Raw genomic sequence first — 24377 nt, 5'->3', positions numbered from 1 at the left:
GATTATTTAAACTGATTTTCTGCAAATGAGTAATAATCATCTGTGCTAACAATAAAATGGTCAGTAACTGGTACTTGTAATAGTTGACCAACTTCTCTTAGCTTTTGTGTTAAGGCAATATCTTCTTGTGACGGAATTAAATGACCACTGGGATGATTATGCGCAAGAATGATGCTACTGGCGTTATTTAAGAGCGCTATTTGAAACACTTCCCTAGGGGATACAACAATACTCGAAATTTGTCCTATGGCAATCGTGTCTGAGGCGATAACGTCCAATTGAGAATTTAAGCTCATGACAATCAACCGTTCTTGCAATTGACGCCCAATTTGATGTTTAAGGTAATTACCGACCTCAACCGCCGATTTAGCTTTAAACTCTACGCTGACATCTCTCAATTGAAAACCTGAATTTGTGACTGTGATATTAGACATCATTTTGTCCTCCTGTTGGCCTGTTTTGTGACCAATGTATTCTTATTGCGTTGTGAACGGACAAACTAAAACAAGCCAGGGCGGGTTTGCAAAGCTCGCGTAGCGACACGTAGTGCTTGGCCTTGCAAATTTAGCCCCAAATCTTTGGACTTTAGTCCTTGGATTTGTTTGGCTTGTTAGAGTTTTGGTAGTCACAAAAGCAAGAATAGTTGGTGCATAACAGCCAGCAGGAAGCAAAGCCATCACATTTAAGCGATGAAAAATCGTTTGAATGTGATGGCTTTTTGAACCCCCAATTAACTTTACTGGTGTGGTATTAACCACGCCTGTCAAGTTAATGATTAGGGGGACTGGGGGTGGTTTGTTTAGCCTCAGGAAAAACCATTTACTTTTATGAGGTTATTTAAAAGGTTGGTATATTGACCTTATATTAAACAAAAGGGAGCTACAAAATGGCTAAAAAAACAATCGACCAACAAATTAAAGAAAAGCAAACACGTTTGGATGAACTTGATTTACAAGCAAAGGCAATACAAGACGAAAAGCGTGCCATCAAAAAAGACATCAAACAACTTAATGATGCCCTTGTCGCTGAATTAGGACGGTCATTGCTGGCAAAAATGAATTTAGAAACAGATGAGATTGACCAGGCATTTGCCGAATTGAATCACTTACCAATTGACAAACAAGTTGGAGGACAAGCCCATGGCGATCAGTAAGGAAGAGCGTGCGCAACTCAAACTGTTACCAATTCGTGGCTATTGTGATTGGAAGGGTATTCCTTACACAACGGATACCCCAACTGAGTTACGCATGGTTGATCACGACAGTTTGGTGGTTCGAACAAAATTAAACCGCTTTGTCTGGAACTCAACTGGTGTTAAAGGGGACTTGGTTGATTTCATTCATTACTACGAATTAGGCAAATCAGACGGTGACAGTAAGGGTGCCGCTATTAAAAATCAACTGGCCTACGCGCGCTTTGTTAAAGGTGAAAACATTGATGTTTCTAAACTGTACGAAGACAACACACCGCGTTACAAGTTTGATTATGACAAGGTCTTCAAAACCCAGGAAACAAATGTCGCCAAAGATTACTTAGTTAATCAACGAAAACTCAATCCGCTGTTTGTTGACAATTTATTGAAAAGTGGCGCAGTGGTACAAGGTAGTCGCTACCGTGAAGGTGACAAGCTGCATCAAAACCCCGTCATCTTTCCCTGGAAGGATGTGAATGGCAAAATTGTTGGCGCTGATCGTCAGGGTACTGAACAAGACTTTGAACATTACAAAAAACGTGGCACTTCCAAAAAAATATTTGCTGGCAGTGATACCTCAACGGGTTATAACCTCTCATTTGGATCAGGCGACAAAACATTGATTTTATTTGAAAGTCCAATTGACCTGTTAAGTTACGCCCAACAAAATCACCAAGACATGGTGAAAAATAACGCCACACTGTTGTCAGTGTCTGGCACTGATGCTAAGCGTGGCTTGCAATATTTGAATGATGCGGTTGCTGCTAAGCAAGCTAAATTCAATAAGATCATTGTGGCTTTTGATAACGATGTCGCAGGGTTTAAAGCCGCTGATTACTTTGATCGTTTTAGTTTTAAAAATCCAATTACTGGTGAAGCGATTGAAGCAGAGCGTCATATTCCCTTACAAGGCAAAGATTGGAACGAACAATTGAAAGCAGGTATTACAGGGCGGCGCGTCATGAGTATGACGGATAATGCTCATCGCTTAGATGCCTTAGAAAAACTTGCAGTGCAAGAGACACAAACAGGCAAGCCAGATTATGTGGATGTCAAAATGAGCACCATTCAACCTGTTAAGCCAACCGTTGAAGACAAGACACCTAAAAAGAGTAAAGAACGTCGTTCCAAAGCTGATCGTCGTAAGGAAAATGCTTTGAAGAATAAGCAGATTATTCAAGAGGCAATGGGAAAGGTGGCCAAGTACCAACAAGATCCCGCTGAACTTAAAAAGCTCCTTGACTTTACCGCGACTGGCTTAAATTATTCGGCTCGTAATTCAATGTTGATTCAACTACAAAATCCAAAAGCCACCTTGTTGAAAGGCTACAAACAATGGTCTGCTGATGGCATTCAAGTCAATAAAGGTGAGAAGGGCATCAAAATATTTGGTGCCCCTACCAACTTAAAAACAATCATTGCTAAAAATGGTGAAAAAATACGCTGGTCTGATGCGACCCCTGAACAAAAGCAATTGGCCAATAACAAGCAATTGGAAGTCCGTAGTGTGAAACATTATCCAGTCGAAACGGTGTTTGATGTTCGGCAAACTAATGCCACTGCTGCACAATTGCCAAGCATGTTACCCAATCGACCAATTGACCTAGCTACGGATAAAAGTCCAAAACATTTGGATGCTGCTTATAAAACGTTGTTGAAGTTCGCAGACAAAATAAATGTACCTGTCATTGACCAGAGTGTAGACGACCAAATTGCCAAGCGGCCAATGACCTGGCAAGGACAAGCAAAAGGTGCCTTTGTTCAATCAAAAACCAATAAGGATGAAAAATATATCCTGTTGCGCAGTGATCTTACCCCAACTGATAAAATCCACACCTTAGCACACGAAATAGCGCACGCGCAGCTTCATTCTTTGCAGAGTCAAAATAATTGGCCCACAGCCATTAAAGAAACACAAGCAGAGTTATCCAGCTATGTGATTACTAAAAACCTAGGCATTGAGCCTGGTGAGAAAAGCGTTGATTATATTGCGGGTTGGTCAAAGAATCTAAAGGCGCTAGAGGGTCAAAATACTGGCAAAATCATTAGTCAGGCACTCAAAGCTAGTACCGATGTGACGCAGTATCTATCGGACAACTTGAGTAACGGTGAAGTCCGTCAACCAAAAACAACAAAATTGCTTAAGCCTGATAAGTTAGCGGTTGTCGAACAAAACTATCAGGCCATTAATCAAACAAGTACACGACACATGTAAAAGGAGCAAACACATGTCACAAGAAAACATTCAAGAAGTTATAGGCTTTATCACAGGCATTACAAAGTCTGCCGAAGTTAATATTTTATCCTTCCAGGAAAAGGGGCAACCAGGCGCCATTGCTTTGACAATTGAAACCAGGCGCTACCATGAATTATTCCCAGCAGGCGATCCAATTCTAGGTATTGAAATGGTGGCCGTATTACAACAAGTTGGCAAGAAATTACAAGTAGTCTCAATTTATGATCCCGAAGGTGATTTTATTGCCGCTGATGAAGTGCCAGAACTTGGCCAATTGAATCATCAATTAGATGATGTCAAAAGCACTGATGTCTACACAAATTTAATCGCCGACCGACAAAAAGCAGTCGATCACATTGATGCGAGTACAAGCGAATTAGAAGAATTAGCCAGAGAACACGATAATGCCAGTCAAGTTCCTGAAAGCAAGACGAATTATGGTGATCCCGTTACTGACCAGGGAGGAAATGAATGATTGAATTAAAACACAACAATTCCACACCTTACCTTGATCGCTATACAACCGATATTAGTGCCAAAGTGATGTCTGAACCAGACAAATATCGTGCCTACGAACGTGAAAGTATTACGCGTCGTCTCATGGTATCTCTGATGAAACAAATTCAAAATGCGCCTTTATTAGTTGGCTTACCTGGAGTTGGTAAAACAGCCATTGTAGAAGATCTAGCCAGGCAATTAATTGATACAAAGGTGGCTAGTTTACAGGGAAAACATCTGATTCAAATAAGTTTGGCCAACTTGATGAAAAGCAGCGATGGTGAGTCATTTGCGCATAAGTTCCAAGCCATCATTGATGAATTGATTGCTAATAAAGACACTGTAATTGCTTTTATTGATGAAATTCATCAAATTGTTGGCACTGGTGCTGAAACATCAGGTAGTTCATTGGATGCGGGGAACATTATCAAACCAGCTCTAAGCCGTGATGATCTCCAAATTATTGGAGCAACGACTACGAAAGAATTTCACGAATATGTGGCGCGTGATGGCGCACTGATGCGGCGATTTGATTTGATTGAAGTGCCAGAATTAAGCTTTGAACAAACGAAAAACGTTTTATCTAAAGTCGCCACAAAACTAAATAACGCTGTTGAAGTGCCAGAGATTGTTCAAGACAGAATTATGGCACTATCACAACGCTATATCACTGACCGTTACTTTCCTGAAAAGGCAATTATGTTGCTAGATGGTGCGTTAAGTGTCGCACGATTAGCCAATAAATCTAGAGTGGAAGACACAGACGTAGCTACGATTATCCATGATGATTATCATGTGCCTGAATACGTGATTAATCAGACGACTGATGAACGATTATTGAACTTGTTACCAAGACTAAAAAGCCAGGTGATTGGTCAAGACACAGCACTAGAAAAAGTTGCGATGAAACTGACTAATCGTGAGGCAGGACTAGCTGACACCTCAAAGCCTGAGTCATTTCTCTTTATGGGGCCGACTGGTGTTGGTAAGACTGAGACTGCCAAACAACTAGCGCTAAATCTATTTGGTAATAAACAGAACTTTATTCGATTTGATATGTCTGAGTTCAAGTTTGCAGGGACTAGCCTAGAAAGATTTAAAGATCAACTCACAACTAGAGTCAGGCACACACCTTACGCCGTATTATTGTTGGATGAAATTGAAAAGGCTGATCCAGAAGTCATGGATTTGCTTTTGCAGGTCTTAGATGATGGTCGTTTGAGTGATGAATATGGTCGTGTCGTTAATTTTAAAGACTTAATCATTGTCATGACAACTAACTCAGGGGCCACAGCAGTGATGAATCGTGATGCCAAATCAGATTCAGTTAAAGAAGACAAAAAGCGTCAAGCCAACTTTGAAGAACAACTCGAAATTGCCTTGCAAAGCGATGGTTACCGTCCTGAGTTTATCGCTAGAATTGGTGCCATTATTGTCTTTGATGTCTTAAAGATGGCGGATATGGTGCGAATTGTTGAATTGAAGTTGTCACGACTCAATCAAAAAGCACAAGAAAGCGGCTTCAATATTGTTTTTGACACACAAGAAGTAGCGCGTTATATTCCATCTTTTGACCTGGGCTTTGAGTATCTAAATGGTACACAGGAAGTCAGTTCACCAATTGCCAACTACATCGCAGACGTTGGTTATAAACCATCGCGTGGTGTCAGACCGATTGATGACACGATTGCCACGTATGTGAGTGACCCAGTGTCTGCCGCAATTATCCAAAAGCGGCAAGGATTAGGGCAAGACTTTGATACTTTCATCTTTAGAGCCATTGGTAATCCACCATCTTTGACAAGTCCTTATGGTGAATGGCAAGTTGTGGTTTCCACAATTAAGGAGGCAACAGACAATGAAGCTATTTAAAAAAGATTATCGTGCCGAAAGACAATTCATGCGCGAAAGTTACATTCGTTGGCGTGGTCGTCCCTGGTTCTTATGGTTGTATGGCATCATCGCTACCATTGGTGTCATCGTTGTTTCATTGTATATCACCATCATAGTTGATTTGATTATTCGCATTGTTGGGCCATACGCTCAAGCGTTTAAGTTCTACATGCAAAGTGGTGTCGCGCAATGGCCTGAATTTAATGATGTCATGAACATGACCGCCACTGTGCTCAATCCACTCAATATTTTCACTATTCTGTCGCGACTAACTTTAGTGACAAGCGTGGTACTAATCATTTGCTTGTTACTCCTACTTAAAAAATATGTCTTCCAACGCATCTATGACTGGTATCAATTGTTTAGAGACCAAACGCGTAATACCAATCGCTTTGCGGAAGTCCGTGAGGTGGATAAGGTTTATAAATTGATTCCTGATCGCAATAAGAATTTTAAGGGTCGCCCAGGACAACCAGTGCTGCACACACAAGGATACACCTTCGAATTCTTTATGATTCATCCGTTCCTGTGGGCGTGGCAATGGTTCAAGCGCCCGCTTGGAATGAATTCTTTACAATTTGGTGGTATCTACAAAAAAATACGTCCCGTTTTACTGGAACGTTTGCCAAAGCTATTTGAAAAGCAACTGAATGTTCAAGGCGGTTTTGATGGTTTTTATTGGGTGGATACCAGTAACACACATTCAAAGACCACTGGGATGACGCGTTCTTCAAAAGACCAAATGCGAGGCTATACCTTAATTGACATCATTCGTCGTGCCGAAATCAAATGGAACATTATTGATACTGATGCCAAAAACGAAGATGCCAAAATGAGTTACAAGTCATTACGCACAGCAGGTTATGACGTGAAACTACTCAATATCATGGAGCCAAGTGAGTCTGAGTCCTGGAATCCACTTGAAATTGCGATTGATTATGCCTTTGATGGTGACTGGGACAGTGCCAATACGGAATTGCGTAAGGTCGTGCAGGTTATTGGTGGTTCCAGTGGTGAAGAAAGTAGCCACAAAGATATTTGGGATAGTGCCGCTGAAAGTACCATCCAGGCAGTCATGCTCACCGTATTAGATATTGCAGTCCGTCACCGGGACAAATCAATGGTGACCATCTCAAACGTCCTGCAATTCATCAATGATATGAACAAGTTTACGGATAAGGAAGGTGATGGCTTAACTAAGTACATTACTAATATTGGTAAACTGCCGCGAACACCAGCGCGCAATATGATTATTCTAAATGCTGCTGAGTATCTATCCGCCACAGGGGATACAAAATCATCAATTTCTTTCTCAGTGATGAATCGTTTGAATTTGTTTGCCTCAGAGTCAATCACACGTTTGACAACCTTTAACACTATCAATTTGACCGATTTAGGGTTTCCAAGAATGCTAAAGATTAAGTTCTCTGACCGCTATAAAGGGGTTCATGTGAGCATTCATGTGTATGAATCAGGTAAAAAGCATGCAATAGAAAAGGACAAGCTAACGGTGTCCCAATCAGGCACGCTAACTTATCCGATTCATAACCATTTACCCGTCTCATGGCAAATTGAGTTGTCACTCGATAATGACGGCAATTCAATTGCGATGCGTAAACAAAAGTTTACGTTGACTGGTAAGATTGTACAACGAAAAGTGCTCAATGGCAAGATTAAGCGTGACTTGTTCTCTAAGCAGCCTGTCATCCAATGCCTGGTTGATCAGATTAAACCACAAGGCACAACTGAGACACCAGGTGTCACCTTGCGTTACTCAGAAAACCCAATGGCAGTCTTCATCATCACGCCACAATCTAACGATGATTTCTCCGCTTTGGCCAGCTTATTTATCTCACAAGTTTTCTCAGTCAATACCGATATTGCATCAACGATTACCCGCAGGAAAATGGACAGTTGGATACTTTATAAGCTCAATGAGTTTTCTATGTTCCCACGTATTCCAGGTTTTACCAATATTCTAACGCGTGGTTTAACCTACGGGCATTTGGTTGATTTGTATATTCAAACCTTAACACAACCTCGATTGCATTATTCTGAAATGGAAACCAATGACATCAATGGTAACACGGGTAACTGGTTCCACATCTTAACTAATGATGAGCCAACTAATGAAGCCTTATCGAAGCAATTAGGTGAGGTCGAAGTGCAAACAGAATCAGTCAATTCACAGATTGGCTTGGATCGTCAAGATCGTGGTAACCGCCATGCACAAGTTAGCAAGGTTCGCCTGTTGGATGCCAAAGAAATTAGCGAATTGAGTCCACGTGAGATGATTACCATCCGTACGATCAAACGTGCGGATAAAAAGGGAAGATCAGTTAGACCTTTGCCAATTTTCTCTACGGGTGCTTACCGAATGCCGTTTGCCTACGAATTATTGGGTAAGCAATACTCACTTGATTACTATACGGCTGATTTGAATATCAAAGCGCAGCATAATGATTTGAAATATGATGACCTCTATCATGACTTTGTGCCTTACTTTGATGAGCTAGATCAACAAGTTCAACTAGAAATTGAGGAAGAAGGCGCAGGTGGCAATCAAATTGATAATCGTCAACTCAATACGTTAGCTGATGATGAAATCAACAACATTTTGGCCAAAGCGCATCAAGGTATCGAAACAGCGACAGTGCAAACACAACAAGAACTCTCCGATGAGGAAAGTTACTTGCAGTGGAAACATGACTTTAACCCTGATGAACCATTTATGACCGAAGAACAACTAGACAATGTTGAGCTACGTCAAATTGTAGAGAAATCCATCAAAATGAGGATACCACGCTCAAATAAAACGGAAGAACAGAACAGTGCCGTTGCTTACTTAAATCGTGGCAAATATCTGACACTTTCTGGCAACAATAATAACGGTAAAGTTCTACGATTACTAAACAACGAACCCGCATACATGTGGGAAATATATAAGCAGCTTAACGCTGCAACAACTCAAGGAGAGGTCGAATGACAAATCTAATATCGGGCATCAATACATTAGCGGGTAGTTTACCAACTTTACCTAATAATGGCCCAACAGCCGATTTTTACAACCAATGGTCGCAATACCTATCACCGTTGCCACATATTTTCTTAACGCTGATCATGTTATTCATGCACAGCATTGCATTGATTTTCTATTACATTGCGAATGCAGTCTTTACGGCTTATCAGTCATTTTTCAAACTGTTAGACTTTATGAATATCTTTTTTGAGCCAAATAGCGATGTTTATCAAAATTGGAATTTAGGTAATATTCTTAAAGACTTTCTGTACCTGGGTTTTGTCATATTTGGCATCATGATGATGGTGCAGTGGATACAATATACCGCTACTTCTGGTCGCAAGGGTAGGGAATGGCCTAAGGGTATAACCATTACAGTTGCCGTTATCACGGCTTTACCCTGGGCGATTGGATTGATGAGTGGTATTGGGACAGCCACGGTCAATGATACGTCAGGTACAAAAGAAAAAAATATTGTCACACAATTATGGCAAGGTAACTCTACCAATCTACGAACATTAGCCTCAAATAACTTTGACCTGAATAAATATAAAGTCTACTTGAGTAACCATCCAATTACTGGAGAAAAAATTGAAGGTTCTGACTACCATTCAGTCATGAGTGATGCCGGATACACAGACGGTTTAAGCGACGCTCAAAAATCAGTATTCACCAAGAAAATTGGTGGCAATGGCAACATGGTTGATATTACTGGTGATTCACTTGTCCTGGGTAAGACATTTGCGGATGATTATCCAGTTATGAAAACAAACTGGTTAGGCATTATTGGTGGTGAGATCGTCTTTATTATCGTCGTAGCTGGGGCAATTGTCCGTTTGCTATCGTCTGTTTATAAAATGGCCTTCATGGCAGGCTCAATTGTGTACTTTGGCCTAAGAGATGGCACACAAGGTAAACGGGTACAGCAAGTTTTGGGAATGATTGAGGGACAAATAACAGGTATTGTCATGATGCCGATTTCATTGATTTTCTTCTTTGCCTGGGTAGAATTTGCCTTTAATACCATTAATGGTTTAGGTCTAGATATGTGGCCATTTACAATTTTGTCGATTGCCGCTCTGTTAGCTGGTGGTAAAGGACTTGCAGGTGGCTTTGAAATGATTGAGCAATGGACTGGTGTTCGCTCAGGTCATAATCCCGTTGCTTCAATGATGTTAGCCAATCAAGCTGCCCACATGGTAGGTGGTGCCACAAGGGTTGCCAAGAAAAATATTGGCAAAGGCCTCAACGCAATTTCTCCAGAACAAAAAAAGAAGAATCGTGAACTAGGTAAGAAGATTGCCAACTCGGGTGGCAATCAAGGCTTAGATAATAGTAAAGCACTGACTGATCATAGCTTAAATGATACTGGTGTCGATGCATCCGCACAAGCCACAGGGAAGGCAGCAAAGGCGGCTGAGGTAGCAGGACGTACAGTCGGAGCAATGAAACATCCAGGTAGTTTATTAAAAAACACTGGTCGTGCGGCTGGTGATAAAGTTAAAGGTAGCGTGAATAAAGCCGTTGGCAATGTCAGAGATTATGCTGGTGGTGTCGCCGACAACTTTGCAGGAGGACAACAAGCCGTTGAAGCCTTTAACAAACGTCATTCACCTGTGACACCAAAATCAAACAGCGGTGTTACACCATCTTCTTCTCAACCACGTAATGTTCATGAAGCACTTTCAAAGGCTGCCACAGATTCACCTAATTCTCATTCAAAGGATACAGCAAATAAGTCTAAATCTAACATGAGCCACGCTATGTCTGATGCACACCGTGGCTTACCTACTGGAACTAATTCACCCAAGTCTAGCGCTACTAGTTCAACCAAGCCAATTGTGAGTGGCGGGACAGTTGTTCAACCTAAGGGAGTTGGTGCAACACCAGCAACCATGTCACATCCAAACACCCCACGTTTGAGCGGTACATTGCCTGGTAGAAAGACAGTGACTCAACCACTGACACCTGTTCAACAAAAAGAAAAGGATCGCGCCTGGGCTGAGAGTGTTATTGCAAAGCAAAAAGCGAAAATGCAGAATCAACAAAACGTATCAAGTAAAGAAGACAAGTGAAACTTTTAATTTGTAGGCTAATACGGTAAAATTAACAGTAGTTGATTTTAGGGAGTGTACTGATGGAGAAAATTAAGCAAAATAAAATTTGGATTACAATTGTGGTGATTGGAATCATTGTTATCGGAATTTTGTTAGCCATGTTGCACCAACAAAAACAAAACAGTCCTGAGGCACAATCATCAAGTTACGTGTCAAGTGCTAAGGCTTCATCCGCCTCAACCTCAGTTCAGGACAAGAACAATGAAGAAGTGTATACAAAAAAAGCCGCTTCGATGAAGGGACATGTTTTGATAATGGGTGAAAATCAAGTTTATTTCACTACGTGGACAGCTAAAGAGTTTAAGAATTGGGCTAGTCATTATCTTGCGCTATCTGAGTCCGAAAGACACAAGGACGGTGTTAAAGAAAGTTTTGGCACTCCAGTGAATATTGAAAACAGTGACACTAATATGTTATATCCCCTCGATAATTGGGCCAAACAAATCGAATCTAATGGCACACCTTCTGATTACTTCTCCACAGTTAAGGCATATAACAAACAATATCCAGGTGTTAATCCTGATGATATAAAGAAATAGCTAATTTAAAAGGCAGTGATTACTTAAAAATCACTGCCTTTTGTTTTGCCCTAAATTATTTTGATTGATTTAAGACTTGTTCTAATACTAGATCTACAAAGGCACTTGATGAGCGAAATCCTTGATTGGTTGCTAATTTCTCAATGCCTTGTTTTATCTCAGGGCGAATGGTGTAAGTCGTTTGCACTTTACGACTACTATGATTTGAAGAGGGTAACTTAAACCCGTCACCTAACGATACCTCTGATTGTGGTTCGTCTCGACTAAAGGCATCAGCCATTTGTTTTTGAGCGCTGGCTTCATCAAACATACGGGGGTCTTTTTTATCGTAATCCATTATTTCACACTTTCTAATAGCTTTTGATAAGCGTCATTAATTTGCTGTAACGTTCTGGGGTTGCGTTTGGCTTGTTCTAAATCAAACACTGGGGTTTTAAGCATGGTTGAACTATTAAACACTTCACGCTCATTTAAGACAGCCACAAGGTTCTCAATCTGATCAATAATCTGGCCAAACTCATGACTTGAACGGGTATTGTGCTTCACACGATTAGCAAGGTACAAAACTTTTGCTTCAATCAGTGATTCGCGTGTTCTAATATCTACTGCATCATCACGGAACTCTTTCATCCGTAGGTCAAATTGTTGTTTTGATTGAATAAAACCATACTCTGAGGGTTCTAGTGGCACCACAACATAATCCGAAACGGCAATCATATTCTTCGTTAACGTTCCGAATTCTGGATGGGTGTCAATTAGAATATAGTCATAATCTTTGATTTCCTCAAGGTGATCTTGTAACCACATCATCATCAAAAAGTTTTTATTATTCTTTGATTGTAATGTACCTTCTAATTCGTCTAAATGAGGACTAGCAGGTAACAAACCTAATTGTGGGGTAATTTGTCTAATTTGTGCTAAACCGCCTGTAAAGACGTCATATAGCGTATTTTTATTAGTATAGCTTTCATAGGTAGAGGACAAGTTACCTTGATAGTCTGAATCAATTAACAAAACCTTGTAGCCTTGTCGAACCAGAAAACTTGCGAAGTTAAATGTCATCGTTGTTTTACCAACGCCACCTTTAGATGCTGAAAATGTAATTGTTTTACTCATGATGAAGCTCCTTAGTTATTTTATCTGTCAAAACGAAATAACGATGAAACCATCAATCCAGGCATGTAAAACTTGTTTATATATACATTATATCATACGTATAACATATATATCAATACATTAGACTTTAAATATAGGTATGTTTGTGTTATAAGAGGAACATATACACATATATCAATATCGTATATAGATTGGATACACAAAAAGATAACAAACAAATCATTGTCTCCTGTTCGTGCAGGGGGCTTTTTCTTCGCTTCAGGAAAAACCATTTACCTTTATGACATTCTTTCGATAACTTGTACACTGACCACAGATTGAACCTCAATCCAGGCAAAAATAACTTGTTAAAGGAGAAATTATATGTATGAACACTTTACCCCTGGGCGCAATATTTGGAAGAAAGTGTCTCGGTGGCTATTTTTCACAATGGAACGAATCTTTGTCTTAGTCATTGTCTTTGGTATTACTTATCTGATGATTAAGTCTTTCTATCCTTACAACATTGGCAGGTATGGACTAATCCTGATTATCAGTAATGCGCTGCTAGCTGGCTTTTTGATTTTACCAAGTCCAAGCAATCCAATGGGTCTCATGTATCAAGAAATTCTACGTGGTATATTAAAGTCCAGCAAACATGCCACAGGTGATTTAACTGCGATTACTGAAAACAAGAAACGAGAGGAAAACTAATGGGAATAAAAGCTAAACAAGCACAAAAGGGAAGGGGTTTAACAGTTGTCAAACAAGCATTAGACAACCGCAAACCAATTCCAATCTACTTTGCTTTACCTTATAAAGATATTTTGAATAAAAAAGGGCATCCAATTTTATTGGCAGATGACACGTATGCTGACATGCTGAATCTACCTGGAAAAGATTTGGACTTCCTGAATGCAGAAGGCGATAAGAGTTCTAACGCCATTATCGCTGACTTTCACCAGTTACTATCAGTTTATGTTGAAGACTTTGATATTTTTGTAAGTCAACTACCCGCTGACACCCGCATCCAACAAGCTTCATGGGGACAAGAGCTAGTGAGAGTAGAAAGTCAATTAAATAGTGGTGATCTAGATGATCGACACTACCAACAATTGCTGATGATGCGCCAAACTATTTTGCAAGAAATTAACATTGAAAAGAATGTGGTCGGTGATATTAAGCATCAAGAATACACCGCTGTGATCTATGGCAAAACCTTAGCCGCCTTAGATAAAAACCGTCGTGACTTTATGGCACACGCAGGCATGGCGTTTACACCTGAGCCAGTCTCAATTAGTCGCAAAAAAATGGTGATGTATCAAATCAATAATCCTGGGGAAACCTTAGAACTGGAGGAAAAATAATTATGCGTACAAGTTTAAATACAGCCAAACGTTCCGCTTTGAAGGCACGCGGCTATAATTTAAAACTCATTGAGGAAGTTCAAAACCCTGGTGGCATTGAATTTCACACTACTTACTTTGATGATGGTATGGCAAGTAGTGCCATTATCAATGTCTATGACTATCCTAAAAATGAACAACTACAAGGGTGGTTCAAGGAACTCATTAACCACAAGAACACTATTGTAGACATCAAGATTGGGACTGAGAATAAGTTTGAGGTGCAAAAAGCACTTGAAACAGCCACAAATACCTTACGTAGTAAGGCCCGCAGTGAGGTGACCTCACAAGGTGACGCGTTGGAAGCCGAACAAGATGCTGACATTACACTCCAAGACTTGAATGAAGCCCGCAACGGGCGTGAAATCTACAAACGTGTTTATGTCCGTCTATTAGTGAGTGATGTCTCGCCAGAAGAATTACGTCGCCGTGTCAAAGAGATCCAACAACAGCTTTCTAACTACCGCATGAAAGTCTATCCTTCTGAGCAATTAACACACTTCCAACAGTTCTTTATGCCAGCAATGTCAATTGAAAATCAAACCATTAAAGACAAAGGTTTTCCAATGAAGGCCTATGCTTTAGCTGGTTCGTATGCCTTTAATCAAACTTTTATCGCACATCCTCGTGGTTCATATATGGGTTTGACGATGCAACGTGGTGAAGTCATGTATGATCCTAGTTACAATGACCACCGTACGCAGTTAACCGCCTATAACCTAGTTGTGGGTGGTGAGCGCTCAGGTAAAAGCTCGTTTGCCAAAAAGAATTTGGGGCCATTAGTTTCTCGTGGTGATACAGTTTGGGTATTTGATAAGTCTAATGAATGGCGTGATCTCGTCAATTATTATTACGGTGTCACTCTGACACTTGATGGCAGTCAAAACATCATTAATTTGATGCAAGTGTTTGGCACTGTTTTAAATGCTGATGGCAATGTTGATGTCATTGCTAGCTTCAACCAGCACCGCACAAAGGTGATTACTTACTACGCCACACTTAATCCACAAGCCAACAAGAAAGAATTAGAAATGCTAGGGAACTTGATCACCGACTTCTATGTTGAACGACGTATGTGGTCATTGAGTCCAAAAGATAACCCACAAGATCTACGTGTGATTGGGCTACGCAACGAAGATTATCCGATTCTCGAGGATTTTCAAACCTTCCTAGAAACCCGCAACATGTTGACGCGCAACATGACACAACCTGCCGTAGAACGTTTGGATAATATTTTATCAACGATTAGCAGCCTAATTCAAAACCACGGTGACATGGTGAATGGTGTGACTACCATGCCTGATTTGTCTGGTGAGCGTTTGATTCGCTTTGATACTAGTGGTCTTTCAAGATTAGAGGATGATCTATACAACGCGCAATACTTTACTATTTTGTCTTTGATGGAAAGCTACATCACGATTAATGGCACACAACAACGTGAACGCATTAAACGTGGTGAGGTCTCCACTCAAGCCAATAACAACGGCAATCAACCAAAATACTTCTGGTGGATACAGGATGAGGCGGATGATATTTTCAACGCTAAACACTCATTAGGGATAACCTTCGGTGACAATATGATGGCACAACATGGTAAAGATTTCTTCGGTATGTTTGCTATCTTCCCAGGTCTCAAAAACGTTGTGCCAACAGGTAATGCCTCAGACACTGAGGCTAGTCGTGCCGCATCTTCGTTCTTTGGCCGATTCCCAAAGCAAACGATTGGACGTCTATCAAAAACGGATACAACCCGTTTACGTAGTGTGGTGAGTGAAACTAATATCACTGATGGTCAACTGCAAGCCCTGCAAGGTCTAGATCAGGGTGATTTCTTAATGAACTTGGTGGGTAAACAAGCAACTTTCATGCACGTTGACCTTAATGATTCAGAGATTAATTTATTTGGTGGAGGACTCTAAGATGAAATTGCCACATCCATTCAAGAAGGCGCGTGATAACCGCGACAAAATGAAACAAGAGGCGCAACAAATTGTTGAAAACTACGACAGAGGTCAAAAACCACAACCAGTGGATAATAAAATTATTTGGTATGTCATTGTTGGTTTTTTGTTTGTTTTTATTCTCAAAGGCCTCAGCCTTTTAATCGGAGGTTAGACCATGTTAGAACGTTGGATGCAAGATAAAAAACGTCGCTTGTATGTCATCATTGGCATCATTACCACAGGCATTCTATCAATATCGGTGATTGCCTTAATGTGTGTGATGGTCTTTTCTACCCAAAACGCCAATTGTTGGAATGACGACACCACTATTGATGATGGTGGCACTTCAATCGGTGGCGATTGGAAAGATCCCAACTCAGCAACGCACAAAGCCATACAACATGCAATTGACCGTTTTCATAAAGAAATTAAAATGTCAGGCGATAATATTGCTGCAGCGATTGCAATTGGTCTTAGAGAAAGTGGCTTTAATCCGAAAGCCGTCAATCCTGCTGGCTCTGTAAAAGGCATCTGGCAGTGGGGAGCTGGTGGTATTAACGGAAATCGCTATGGTGACACAGCTGATACAGTGCAAGCACAAGTTCAACTGGCAATCAATGAATTGCATAGTAGTCATAAAGCAACTCTAATTGGCTTAGCGGCCGCTAACAACATTAACAGTTCAATGGTGGCTTGGGATACAAAGTTTGAAGGAGTCGGAGAAAACGATCCACAACGAAAAGTCGCTGACACCGCAAAAACTGCCGAAGAAGTCAAAAAAGTTTTCAAACTAGATTATGCAGGTGATATTGATGTCTTTGATGGCGGCAACAACGACTCAGGTTCTAGTGATACCTCAAGCGATGCCAATTCAAGTGCTATGTCTGATGCCTCATGTGACACAGGGTTGGATACCAACACAGATGGCTTACCAGTTAAAGGGAAGTACAACATTACTGGTGGCTATCCAAATTATGCTGGCTTAACTGGTGCAGAACATTATGGCGCAGATTTTCAGACCGTCAACCACACGATGACTGGTGGTGAAAGTAATGTGTACGCTGTTCATGATGGCACGGTGGTAGCCAAAAGTTTTGATTCAGTTGGGGGTAATTGGCTAGTGATTAAAGGCACTGATGGTGTCTTTACTTATTATGGTCACGCGCCAACTCAGTCAGCCATTGTTGTCAATACAGGTGATAAAGTCTCTGCTGGTCAACACATTAGTCACGAAGGACAAACTGGTGAAGCAACAGGTATTCACGTTCACTTCGCTGTTCAAACCAAAGACCAATACAACTGGGCGCCCGAAAGTAAAGGATTGAAATCCCCTGGGTTATATCTCAAGTTACCGTCAAAGGCAGGCACTAACGTCGTTATTCCTAGTGGGCCATTTGACTCTAGTACAGGAAAATCGGATAAATAGGAGTATTTAAACATGAGTAATTTAAAGAAATGGGGCATCGCAGTGTTCTCTTTAGCTGTCATTGCGATATTGACTGCAATTGGTTGGAATTACTACAACACGGAAGTGAATGGTTATCCAGATACCAAGAACTTCGCTGACAAGATTGACCAGTTAGATGCCAGTAGCAAGCGAAAAACAGTCTTAATTTTCCATAAGCCTGGTTGCCCTGACTGTAGGCAAGCGCGTAGCACAATCAAAAAGGGCATCAAGGCGCATCAAAACTCCATTGACTATGTTGTCATCAATGTTAAAAAATCTGATGCACAAACTTACTTAGCCAAGTATGGTGTGACACAAGTGCCAACAGTGATTGCCTTAAAAGGTAATCAAGTGATTGACAGTACCAGTTCAACAAACAACAAAACGATTGCCAATGTGGTCGCAGGAGAATAACCATGACAAAGTTCAATTTAAAATGGGTTTACGCGTTTGTGTTAACGCTTGCTTGCCTGTTTTTAGTCCAGCAAGGACTTAGCTATCAACGCACGGTCAAGAGTGTGAATATCGTGCATCAAGAAATCAAGGCAACAAAAGCTAAGACAAGTCAGTACAGTGTCCAGGCTAAACAACTTGATAAGGTTAAAACCGCTGATATTCGAGATACACAAAACATTCGAAAGAATGGCAACACTTTCCTCAAAGAAATGTTTGCCATCTTACCAAAGTTAAATAAATCAGATGCTAAAAGCAGCGTAGCGACTGATAAAGTGGTGTCAGCTTTTCTAGGGGCAACGTTTGGCGGTGATGTGGATGAAGGGGTGCCGACTTTTCATTTAGAAAGTAATGATATTGTCTATTCCAAAGCAGCCGATGGTTCAGGTCTAGGATTTGGAACGGTTAAATATAAATTAGGCAAAGAGGAAACCAGTACAACACTATTGATGCACATTGAAAATGGCAAAATAACTGAACTACAAACTGGTGCTGTAAAAGATACCTCAGGAAGGAAATGACCATGACAAAAGTAAATAAAAAAATAGCCTTATTGTGGGCTATTCCAGTGTTGATGGTGGCTGCTGGACTGGGCTTTTGGTTAGCTACTCAAGTCGCAGTTAAAACACATCAAAGTGCCTCAAATGAACTTGCGGTACAACAAAGCAAACTCATCAACAAAAAGTCAAAAGTTGGCACAGTATTGGATTCAAAGCAGCCTAATGTGTCCGCAGCCTCTAACTTGCTTGATAAACTATTTACTTTAGATTGGACAATTGCCACTCAAAAGGAATTTGATGCTAAAGCTAAACAGATGACACCTTATGTCACTCAGGATGTCGTCAAAAATAGTTTAGATTTCAAGGCTGATCCCGATAAAATGATTACACAGACAGGTGTAGTAATGACTTATGATCACATGGATTTCTTACCAAACTCAGCAAGTGCCAAAGAAGTGAAGGGGAAGGTGATTGTCTTTGTCAAAAGCCACCTCAAGGACTCTTCAGATGCCACCACACGTTTTGTCTATAATGTCAGCTACAGTCCTAAAACAAATCTTGTGACACAATTAGATCGGATTGGGACTTATCAATTACAAAGTGATAGTAGCGTGCTATAAACTAGATAAAAATTGAAAAGATCAATTAAAAATTAATCTGCGTACAAAGATACTTATGGCATAGTTATAAATTGACAATGATGGATTAAACGTTTAGACTTCTCTTATAATTAATAAGTCAAAGGAGAAGAAATGCATAGGAATGATTCACGTTCACTTTTAATTCGCCTTTGTTTATCTGTTGTTGGTACAAGTATAATTGCACTAGGGATTGTATTCTTTCGCTTATCTAGTTTAGGAATTGACCCATCAACAGCCGCTGATATTGGTATATCAGATACTTTTCATTGGTATTTAGGAAACTATCAACTAATCTTTAACTTGATTTTATTTCTGACTATTTGCATTTTTGATCGCAGTCAATTTGGAATCGGCACTTTAATTAATATGTCATTGCCAGGATACATTGTTGGCTATCTTACGCCAATATTGAGTAGGGTAATTTTTCACGTGTTGAGTAAGAATTCTATCCCAGATATTACTATTTTATTTGTTTGTGGCATGGCTATTTTTTCATTAGGCATTAGTTTATACACAAGTGTCAATTTAGGGGTTTCTCCGTACGATGCTGTTGCACTTTTATTTGAAAAAAAAGGGTGGTTTAGTTATCGAATAACAAGGTCTATACAAGACTTGGTCTTCTTTACATTAGCCCTTGTGTTTAGTGGACCACTGGGAATTGGAACATTCATTATAGCATTCACGACAGGATATATCGTACAAAGTTGGCGTTTCTTTTTCAAAAATATTTTTGTCAAATGTGACTAGTTCCAATCCAAAAATATATTTTAAGCGTGAAATGGTATGAAAAAAACCTTAACCAGAAATTGCCATTGGTTAAGGTTTTTAGATTGTTTTTCCAACATAGAAACGTTTGTTGATTTCATAGAAATCAAATGTTTCTAAATCATTGTTTTCGAGATGATGAATTGCTCCTTGAGCCGGCATCAAATTAATGGGATGCTCAAAAGTATCACCGACTGTTAATACAACGACAGGTTTATGAGTTGCGTAAGCGTATCCCATTTCCCAGATTGTACCAGTATCTTGATCTTTTGCATCAAGTAAAGCAACAACAATGTCGGCATTGTCTATCGCATTAACATCATCATCAAAAGTGGCAGTAGCCCATTCCTGATCAGGATTGAATTCACCATCTACAATCGGATTTGATCCTTGGTACTGGTGAAGTAAGGGCACATGAACATGAGCTACGGTCGTATTTTTGATTAAGGAGCTGAAAGAATCTTTCAAAATTTTTTCTTGAAGTGGGTTAAACCAACCTCCGGCTAAATAGATTGTTTTACCTTCATGGTGTTCAGCTGTTTCAGCTATGTCGTGTAATTCATTAATCAGTGTCATATGAACCATTTCCTCTTATTTTTTAACTCTAAGAAATGATAACATATAATAACAATTCTGATAATATTTTTCTGCTACACAATCTCATTTTGCGTTGAATGAATGATAATCAAGATACAATAAATTCTCGTTATAATATTTTTTCCCGTCAAAAAGGGAATTAGGCTCTTCACCATAGCAGCGGAACCCCAATTTGCAATACAAATTCTGTGCATTATTATTTTCTGTCAAACATGTTAATTTGATTATCTTTAAATTCGGTAATGTGAATGCCTTACGAATTAAAAGACTCAGCAGACTGTAAGTTAATCCTTGATTGCGATATTCTTTTAGACACATTACCGAGGTAATTTCACCTTTGTGAGTTTCTTTCAGCTCGGTCTGCCTTTTAAAAACGGCAACATTTATTAGCTTTGTGCCATCATAGAAGCCCATAACAAAATGTGTAGATGAAAATTTGACTTTATTTTTAAAGTAATCATCAGACTTCATAGCTTCTTCTTCGTAAGTAGATCCAAAATAAAGTGGATCACTTTGTAAAGCTTTGAGTCGAATTTCTTTGTACAATAAATAATCCTTTTCACTTAATACTAAGCACTTCATTTTTTGGCCTCCAGTTTTTGAAAAAAGATGCTAATGTGCATCTACAAAAATAAAATAAATTAATTTTTTTACAGTGTTATAATTGAAAAAAATATTATAAAAAATTATACAACAAAAAGAGAAGAATGTTTCTAAATGAATAAGTTACTACTTACTGCTTATGGATTTTCAACGCCAAAAATTATAGATGTTGCTCAAAAAATGATCCAGGAAAATAAAATAACAAAGGCTTGTATTATTTCCACATCTTGGCCAAAAGAAAAAGAAAAGCACCCTCAGATGCAACAAATTAAAAAAGATCTCCTAAGTATGAATATACAGCAAGTAGATTTCTTAGATGTGGAATTCGAGGATGCTTACAAGCTCTTTGATTACGACCTTATTTTTTTGAACGGTGGCTATCCATTCTACCTTTTGCATTTTATCAAAAAAAGTGGTGCTGATCTAATTTTGAAGAAAATAAACCAAAGTGGGGGACTTATATTCGGTTTAAGTGCTGGTTCCATTGTTTTAGGCCCTTCCATAGCTCTGATGCAGTACCTTTATCCAGAAGATAATCAGTTTAATGACACGAATTTAGATGGCCTTAATTTAACAGCTATTCATGTCTATCCACACTTTAAAGAAATGCTAACCCGCGATCCTACAATAAAAGATAAAATTGATAAATATGAAACTGAAACCGGAATTAACATTACCAGACTTAATAACGACCAAGCCTTAGCAGTTAATAACGACACTCAAACTTTTTTGGATTGAGTGTCGTTGAATTGTTTTTTGTAAATTAACTAAAGCTCATCCTGTTGGATGGGCTTTTTTGTTTGCCTCAGGAAAAACCATTTACCTTTATGACAATTTTTTGATTCTTGTTATTCTGTGCGTGTGTTGATAACACAAAAAAGAAAAAGGAGGACTTTTTGAATGAAAAAGTCAAATGCACATAACAAGTTTCTATGGGAGCGTCGTCCGATTTCACGCTTACAACAAACATTAGCGGGATTGGTTGCTTCATTACCAATGTGGCTACCGACTGTTGCCTCAGCGGACATTGGTGATGCTGCCAAAACAAGTGGTTCAAAGGTCATCACAATTCTTTATATTGTGTTGATCGTTGTTGGCGCTGTTGCCTTACTTTGGGCGTTTATCTTGCGTTCAACAGGTAATGAACAAATGGCTCAAAAAAGTAATAGTAAGCTTATGCACGCCTTATTTGGTATTGGTGGTGGTGCCCTAACTGGATTATTGCTGACATGGATTTGGCAAACAGCCACAACTGCTGGTGGCGGAAATGTCATCAACTGGCCATTCTAAACGGGGGAATAAGATATGTTTGGAAAGAAAAAACAAACTAGTATCGGTGATCCTTTCTTTGCCCGCGTTGAACAATCAGAAATTGATCTCAATGATGAGGTGATTCAAGATTTGGCCGAAAAAAGTGGTGTGAGTGAAAGCTGGCCGAATGTATCACTGACAGGGCTACAACAATTCACTGCTGGATTAGTCAACGATGTGGTGCGTGCAGGTGATCATGACGTTCGTTTAGGCAATATCGTTTACTTTATCACTAACGAAAAAGGTCGTGCTGAGCCAACAGGTTTAAGTTGGGAAAGGGCGACTCTAACAGCGGGGTTTGAAAACATTGTTGTTAGTACCGCTGATCATATTTTCAACGACACAGAAATTCGTCAAGATGAAGACATGACTTATGACATTATCGTTGAAGCCTTACAGCCTTTAATGGATGCAGTCATTGCAGATGGCACTCTATCATCAGATGACTTGCCAGACTTACCTTCTGAGGAACAGTTTAGACAAGCGCGTGAAACAGGTGAAGTCCTAACAGTTGAGCCAAATAAGTTCCAACGTACAACGCTTGAAGTGAAGCCACCAGTCATTGAAGCTGATAAAACAAAATCAAGAGAGCAGCCAAATGATGTAACGGCACCCACTGTTTCTAAGGTAGTTGAACAGCCAAAGCAGCCTTCAAGTGCTGAACCAGTGAAGCCAACTGTTCAAGCTGTTGTTCCGACTCAAGACAACTCAGAGGGTGTCATGACCGAAAATGATCCCACACAGAAGTTAATTGATCGTGTCAATCTGGTACCAACCGCTTTTGAAATGAGTGATGTCAACGCTGATTTACCTGCGGAACATCCAGATTATGTGGTTAGTCGTTTGAACGCAGACAAAGCCAAAGCAAATGACTTTCTGAATGATACCAGCAACATTTACACGCAAAAGATACGCAAAGCCATGTCCGACTTGTTAAAGCAACAACAAGCAAAGACTAAAGCAGCAGTTGAACAGTTACGTGACACTAATGTTTCTGAGACGGTTGATGCACAAATGAAAGAAGAACGGTCAACTGAGTTTGAAGCCCGTTATGCGCAAGCACATCAAGCTCGTGAAGCAGGTTATCGCACGGCTGTGGAAGATGAGAATACGCGTCATGATAATATCCTCAAAACGCTCAAGAGTGACTTTGTAAGCGACTTAGAGGCTTTGAAAGTATCTGTTAATCAAGAGCTGGATAACTGGTTTATAGAACGTTCTAAAGAATTGCACAGCAATCTTCAAGCCACAGTGGACGATCAGGTCTCAGAAGTGACGTCACAAGCTCAAACAGAGACGTTAACCAGTCTTAAAGCTTTGCGTGATGAGTTATTAGCTCAAAACACACAATCTTTGCTAGACATGCATCAAAAGCTGGAAGAAGATATCAGTAACAAGCGGGCACAATATCAATCAGAGCATGAAAAAGCAATGATCAGTGCCACTGAGTTAGAAAGTGCTAAAACGCATGCTGGTAACCTCAGTGAACTTGAGCAACAAGTCCAAATTTTGAAGCAAACTAATCTAAACCTCGAGCAACAATTAAAAGGTAAAGATGCTGTCAATCATGATGAAGTATCACAACTACGTCAACAGTTACAAATGCTTCAAAATGCCCCCAAGACAACATCACATGATGAAACTAACCAACAATTGATGACTTTGTTAGCAGCGCAAATGAAGCAGCCTCAAGTTGAACAAAAGAAAACAAGTGCTTGGCAATCAGCGGCGATTGGTGCCTTAGCTGTTCTGGCTATTGGTGGTGCGGGCTTTGGTGGTTATGCAATGGCCCAACACAAAACAGATAGCGCCACACAGTCATCAAAAGCAGTCTCTGCGAGTAGTCACAACGAAGGGAACGCAACCGTAACCTTAGCACCTGACTCATCTGAGGCTGATTCTTCTTCAAAGGTTAGTGCTTCAAGTAGTCAATCAAGCTCATCTAGCTCACAAGCTAACAGTTCTTCTACGTTAGCTGACCGTTACCTTGTCGGTGAAGACGTTGATGACACAATCAATGGTCAAACAGTCACAGCTAAAGTCGTTTCGGTACAAGACAAAACCATTACAGTGCATCATGATGGCTACGATTATGTTGTACCATTTGACAATTAGGCGGTGA

At 40.0% G+C, this 24377-nt stretch carries 24 protein-coding genes; 19 read left to right on the top strand and 5 right to left on the bottom strand.

Annotated features, from left to right (window positions below; all coding sequences use genetic code 11):
* Positions 1-2 precede the first annotated feature (2 nt).
* Positions 3-437, bottom strand: coding sequence for a JAB domain-containing protein (locus tag ESZ47_RS02190; protein ID WP_148604352.1), 435 nt, complete (start codon positions 435-437; stop codon positions 3-5).
* A 449-nt stretch (positions 438-886) separates the two neighbouring features.
* On the opposite strand from ESZ47_RS02190, the gene ESZ47_RS02185 reads away from it, so the two are divergent.
* The 7 genes from ESZ47_RS02185 (at position 887) to ESZ47_RS02155 (ending at position 11494) form a co-directional block, all read left to right on the top strand.
* A complete protein-coding gene (locus ESZ47_RS02185; RefSeq protein WP_146955677.1) occupies positions 887-1153 on the top strand; it encodes a hypothetical protein in 267 nt (88 codons plus the stop codon).
* Positions 1140-3407 carry an ArdC-like ssDNA-binding domain-containing protein gene (locus tag ESZ47_RS02180; protein WP_148604349.1) on the top strand — a complete coding sequence of 756 codons (2268 nt, stop codon included), beginning with the start codon at positions 1140-1142 and terminating at the stop codon, positions 3405-3407. The genes ESZ47_RS02185 and ESZ47_RS02180 overlap by 14 nt, the downstream gene beginning before the upstream one ends.
* 13 nt (positions 3408-3420) lie before the next feature.
* Positions 3421-3903, top strand: a complete 483-nt coding sequence (locus ESZ47_RS02175; RefSeq protein WP_148604347.1) for a hypothetical protein — start codon at positions 3421-3423, stop codon at positions 3901-3903.
* Positions 3900-5798, top strand: a complete 1899-nt coding sequence (locus ESZ47_RS02170; protein ID WP_148604345.1) for an AAA family ATPase — start codon at positions 3900-3902, stop codon at positions 5796-5798. Before ESZ47_RS02175 ends, ESZ47_RS02170 begins: the two co-directional genes overlap by 4 nt.
* On the top strand, positions 5785-8805 hold the full coding sequence (locus ESZ47_RS02165; protein ID WP_148604343.1) for a type IV secretory system conjugative DNA transfer family protein: 3021 nt from the start codon (positions 5785-5787) through the stop codon (positions 8803-8805). The genes ESZ47_RS02170 and ESZ47_RS02165 overlap by 14 nt, the downstream gene beginning before the upstream one ends.
* On the top strand, positions 8802-10913 hold the full coding sequence (locus ESZ47_RS02160) for a pLS20_p028 family conjugation system transmembrane protein (RefSeq protein WP_148604342.1): 2112 nt from the start codon (positions 8802-8804) through the stop codon (positions 10911-10913). Before ESZ47_RS02165 ends, ESZ47_RS02160 begins: the two co-directional genes overlap by 4 nt.
* A gap of 62 nt (positions 10914-10975) precedes the next feature.
* On the top strand, positions 10976-11494 hold the full coding sequence (locus ESZ47_RS02155) for a hypothetical protein (protein ID WP_148604340.1): 519 nt from the start codon (positions 10976-10978) through the stop codon (positions 11492-11494).
* 55 nt (positions 11495-11549) lie between these two features.
* On the opposite strand, the gene ESZ47_RS02150 is transcribed toward ESZ47_RS02155, so the two are convergent.
* Positions 11550-11831, bottom strand: coding sequence for a hypothetical protein (locus ESZ47_RS02150; RefSeq protein ID WP_148604338.1), 282 nt, complete (start codon positions 11829-11831; stop codon positions 11550-11552).
* Entirely contained in the window at positions 11831-12610 is a 780-nt protein-coding gene (locus ESZ47_RS02145) for a ParA family protein (RefSeq protein WP_148604337.1), read from the bottom strand. Before ESZ47_RS02145 ends, ESZ47_RS02150 begins: the two co-directional genes overlap by 1 nt.
* A 363-nt stretch (positions 12611-12973) precedes the next feature.
* On the opposite strand from ESZ47_RS02145, the gene ESZ47_RS02140 reads away from it, so the two are divergent.
* From ESZ47_RS02140 to ESZ47_RS02100, 9 genes are all read left to right on the top strand, one after another.
* Positions 12974-13303: a hypothetical protein gene (locus ESZ47_RS02140; RefSeq protein WP_146955686.1), complete on the top strand. Its 330-nt coding sequence runs from the start codon at positions 12974-12976 to the stop codon at positions 13301-13303.
* Entirely contained in the window at positions 13303-13956 is a 654-nt protein-coding gene (locus ESZ47_RS02135) for a hypothetical protein (protein ID WP_148604335.1), read from the top strand. Before ESZ47_RS02140 ends, ESZ47_RS02135 begins: the two co-directional genes overlap by 1 nt.
* A 2-nt stretch (positions 13957-13958) precedes the next feature.
* Positions 13959-15914: a type IV secretion system protein VirB4 gene (locus ESZ47_RS02130; RefSeq protein WP_148604333.1), complete on the top strand. Its 1956-nt coding sequence runs from the start codon at positions 13959-13961 to the stop codon at positions 15912-15914.
* A gap of 1 nt (position 15915) precedes the next feature.
* Positions 15916-16110 carry a hypothetical protein gene (locus ESZ47_RS02125; RefSeq protein ID WP_148604331.1) on the top strand — a complete coding sequence of 65 codons (195 nt, stop codon included), beginning with the start codon at positions 15916-15918 and terminating at the stop codon, positions 16108-16110.
* 3 nt (positions 16111-16113) lie between these two features.
* Positions 16114-17364, top strand: coding sequence for a phage tail tip lysozyme (locus ESZ47_RS02120; protein WP_148604329.1), 1251 nt, complete (start codon positions 16114-16116; stop codon positions 17362-17364).
* 12 nt (positions 17365-17376) lie between these two features.
* Positions 17377-17799, top strand: a complete 423-nt coding sequence (locus ESZ47_RS02115) for a thioredoxin family protein (protein ID WP_148604327.1) — start codon at positions 17377-17379, stop codon at positions 17797-17799.
* A gap of 2 nt (positions 17800-17801) precedes the next feature.
* A complete protein-coding gene (locus tag ESZ47_RS02110; RefSeq protein ID WP_148604325.1) occupies positions 17802-18359 on the top strand; it encodes a hypothetical protein in 558 nt (185 codons plus the stop codon).
* 2 nt (positions 18360-18361) lie between these two features.
* Positions 18362-18958 carry a hypothetical protein gene (locus ESZ47_RS02105; RefSeq protein ID WP_148604324.1) on the top strand — a complete coding sequence of 199 codons (597 nt, stop codon included), beginning with the start codon at positions 18362-18364 and terminating at the stop codon, positions 18956-18958.
* 132 nt (positions 18959-19090) lie between these two features.
* Positions 19091-19726: a YczE/YyaS/YitT family protein gene (locus ESZ47_RS02100; protein ID WP_148604322.1), complete on the top strand. Its 636-nt coding sequence runs from the start codon at positions 19091-19093 to the stop codon at positions 19724-19726.
* A gap of 78 nt (positions 19727-19804) precedes the next feature.
* Here the strand turns inward: ESZ47_RS02100 and ESZ47_RS02095 are convergent, their stop codons facing one another.
* A complete protein-coding gene (locus tag ESZ47_RS02095; RefSeq protein WP_147651527.1) occupies positions 19805-20320 on the bottom strand; it encodes a nucleoside 2-deoxyribosyltransferase in 516 nt (171 codons plus the stop codon).
* 84 nt (positions 20321-20404) lie between these two features.
* The gene (locus ESZ47_RS02090; protein WP_105302124.1) at positions 20405-20923 is read right to left on the bottom strand and encodes a GNAT family N-acetyltransferase; all 519 of its coding nucleotides are present in this window, start codon (positions 20921-20923) and stop codon (positions 20405-20407) included.
* A gap of 135 nt (positions 20924-21058) precedes the next feature.
* Here ESZ47_RS02090 and ESZ47_RS02085 point away from each other — a divergent pair, with 135 nt between their 5' ends.
* From ESZ47_RS02085 to ESZ47_RS02075, 3 genes are all read left to right on the top strand, one after another.
* Positions 21059-21682, top strand: coding sequence for a Type 1 glutamine amidotransferase-like domain-containing protein (locus ESZ47_RS02085; protein WP_148604320.1), 624 nt, complete (start codon positions 21059-21061; stop codon positions 21680-21682).
* A 162-nt stretch (positions 21683-21844) separates the two neighbouring features.
* Complete coding sequence (locus ESZ47_RS02080) at positions 21845-22234, top strand: hypothetical protein (RefSeq protein ID WP_105302126.1); 390 nt, start codon at positions 21845-21847, stop codon at positions 22232-22234.
* Between the two features lie 15 nt (positions 22235-22249).
* Positions 22250-24370, top strand: a complete 2121-nt coding sequence (locus ESZ47_RS02075; RefSeq protein ID WP_148604318.1) for an AAA family ATPase — start codon at positions 22250-22252, stop codon at positions 24368-24370.
* Positions 24371-24377: the final 7 nt, after the last annotated feature.

The sequence above is a fragment of the Leuconostoc litchii genome, assembly GCF_008107645.1.
GTDB classification, from domain to species: Bacteria; Bacillota; Bacilli; order Lactobacillales; family Lactobacillaceae; genus Leuconostoc; species Leuconostoc litchii.
This window is presented reverse-complemented; position numbering and strand designations above follow the sequence as displayed.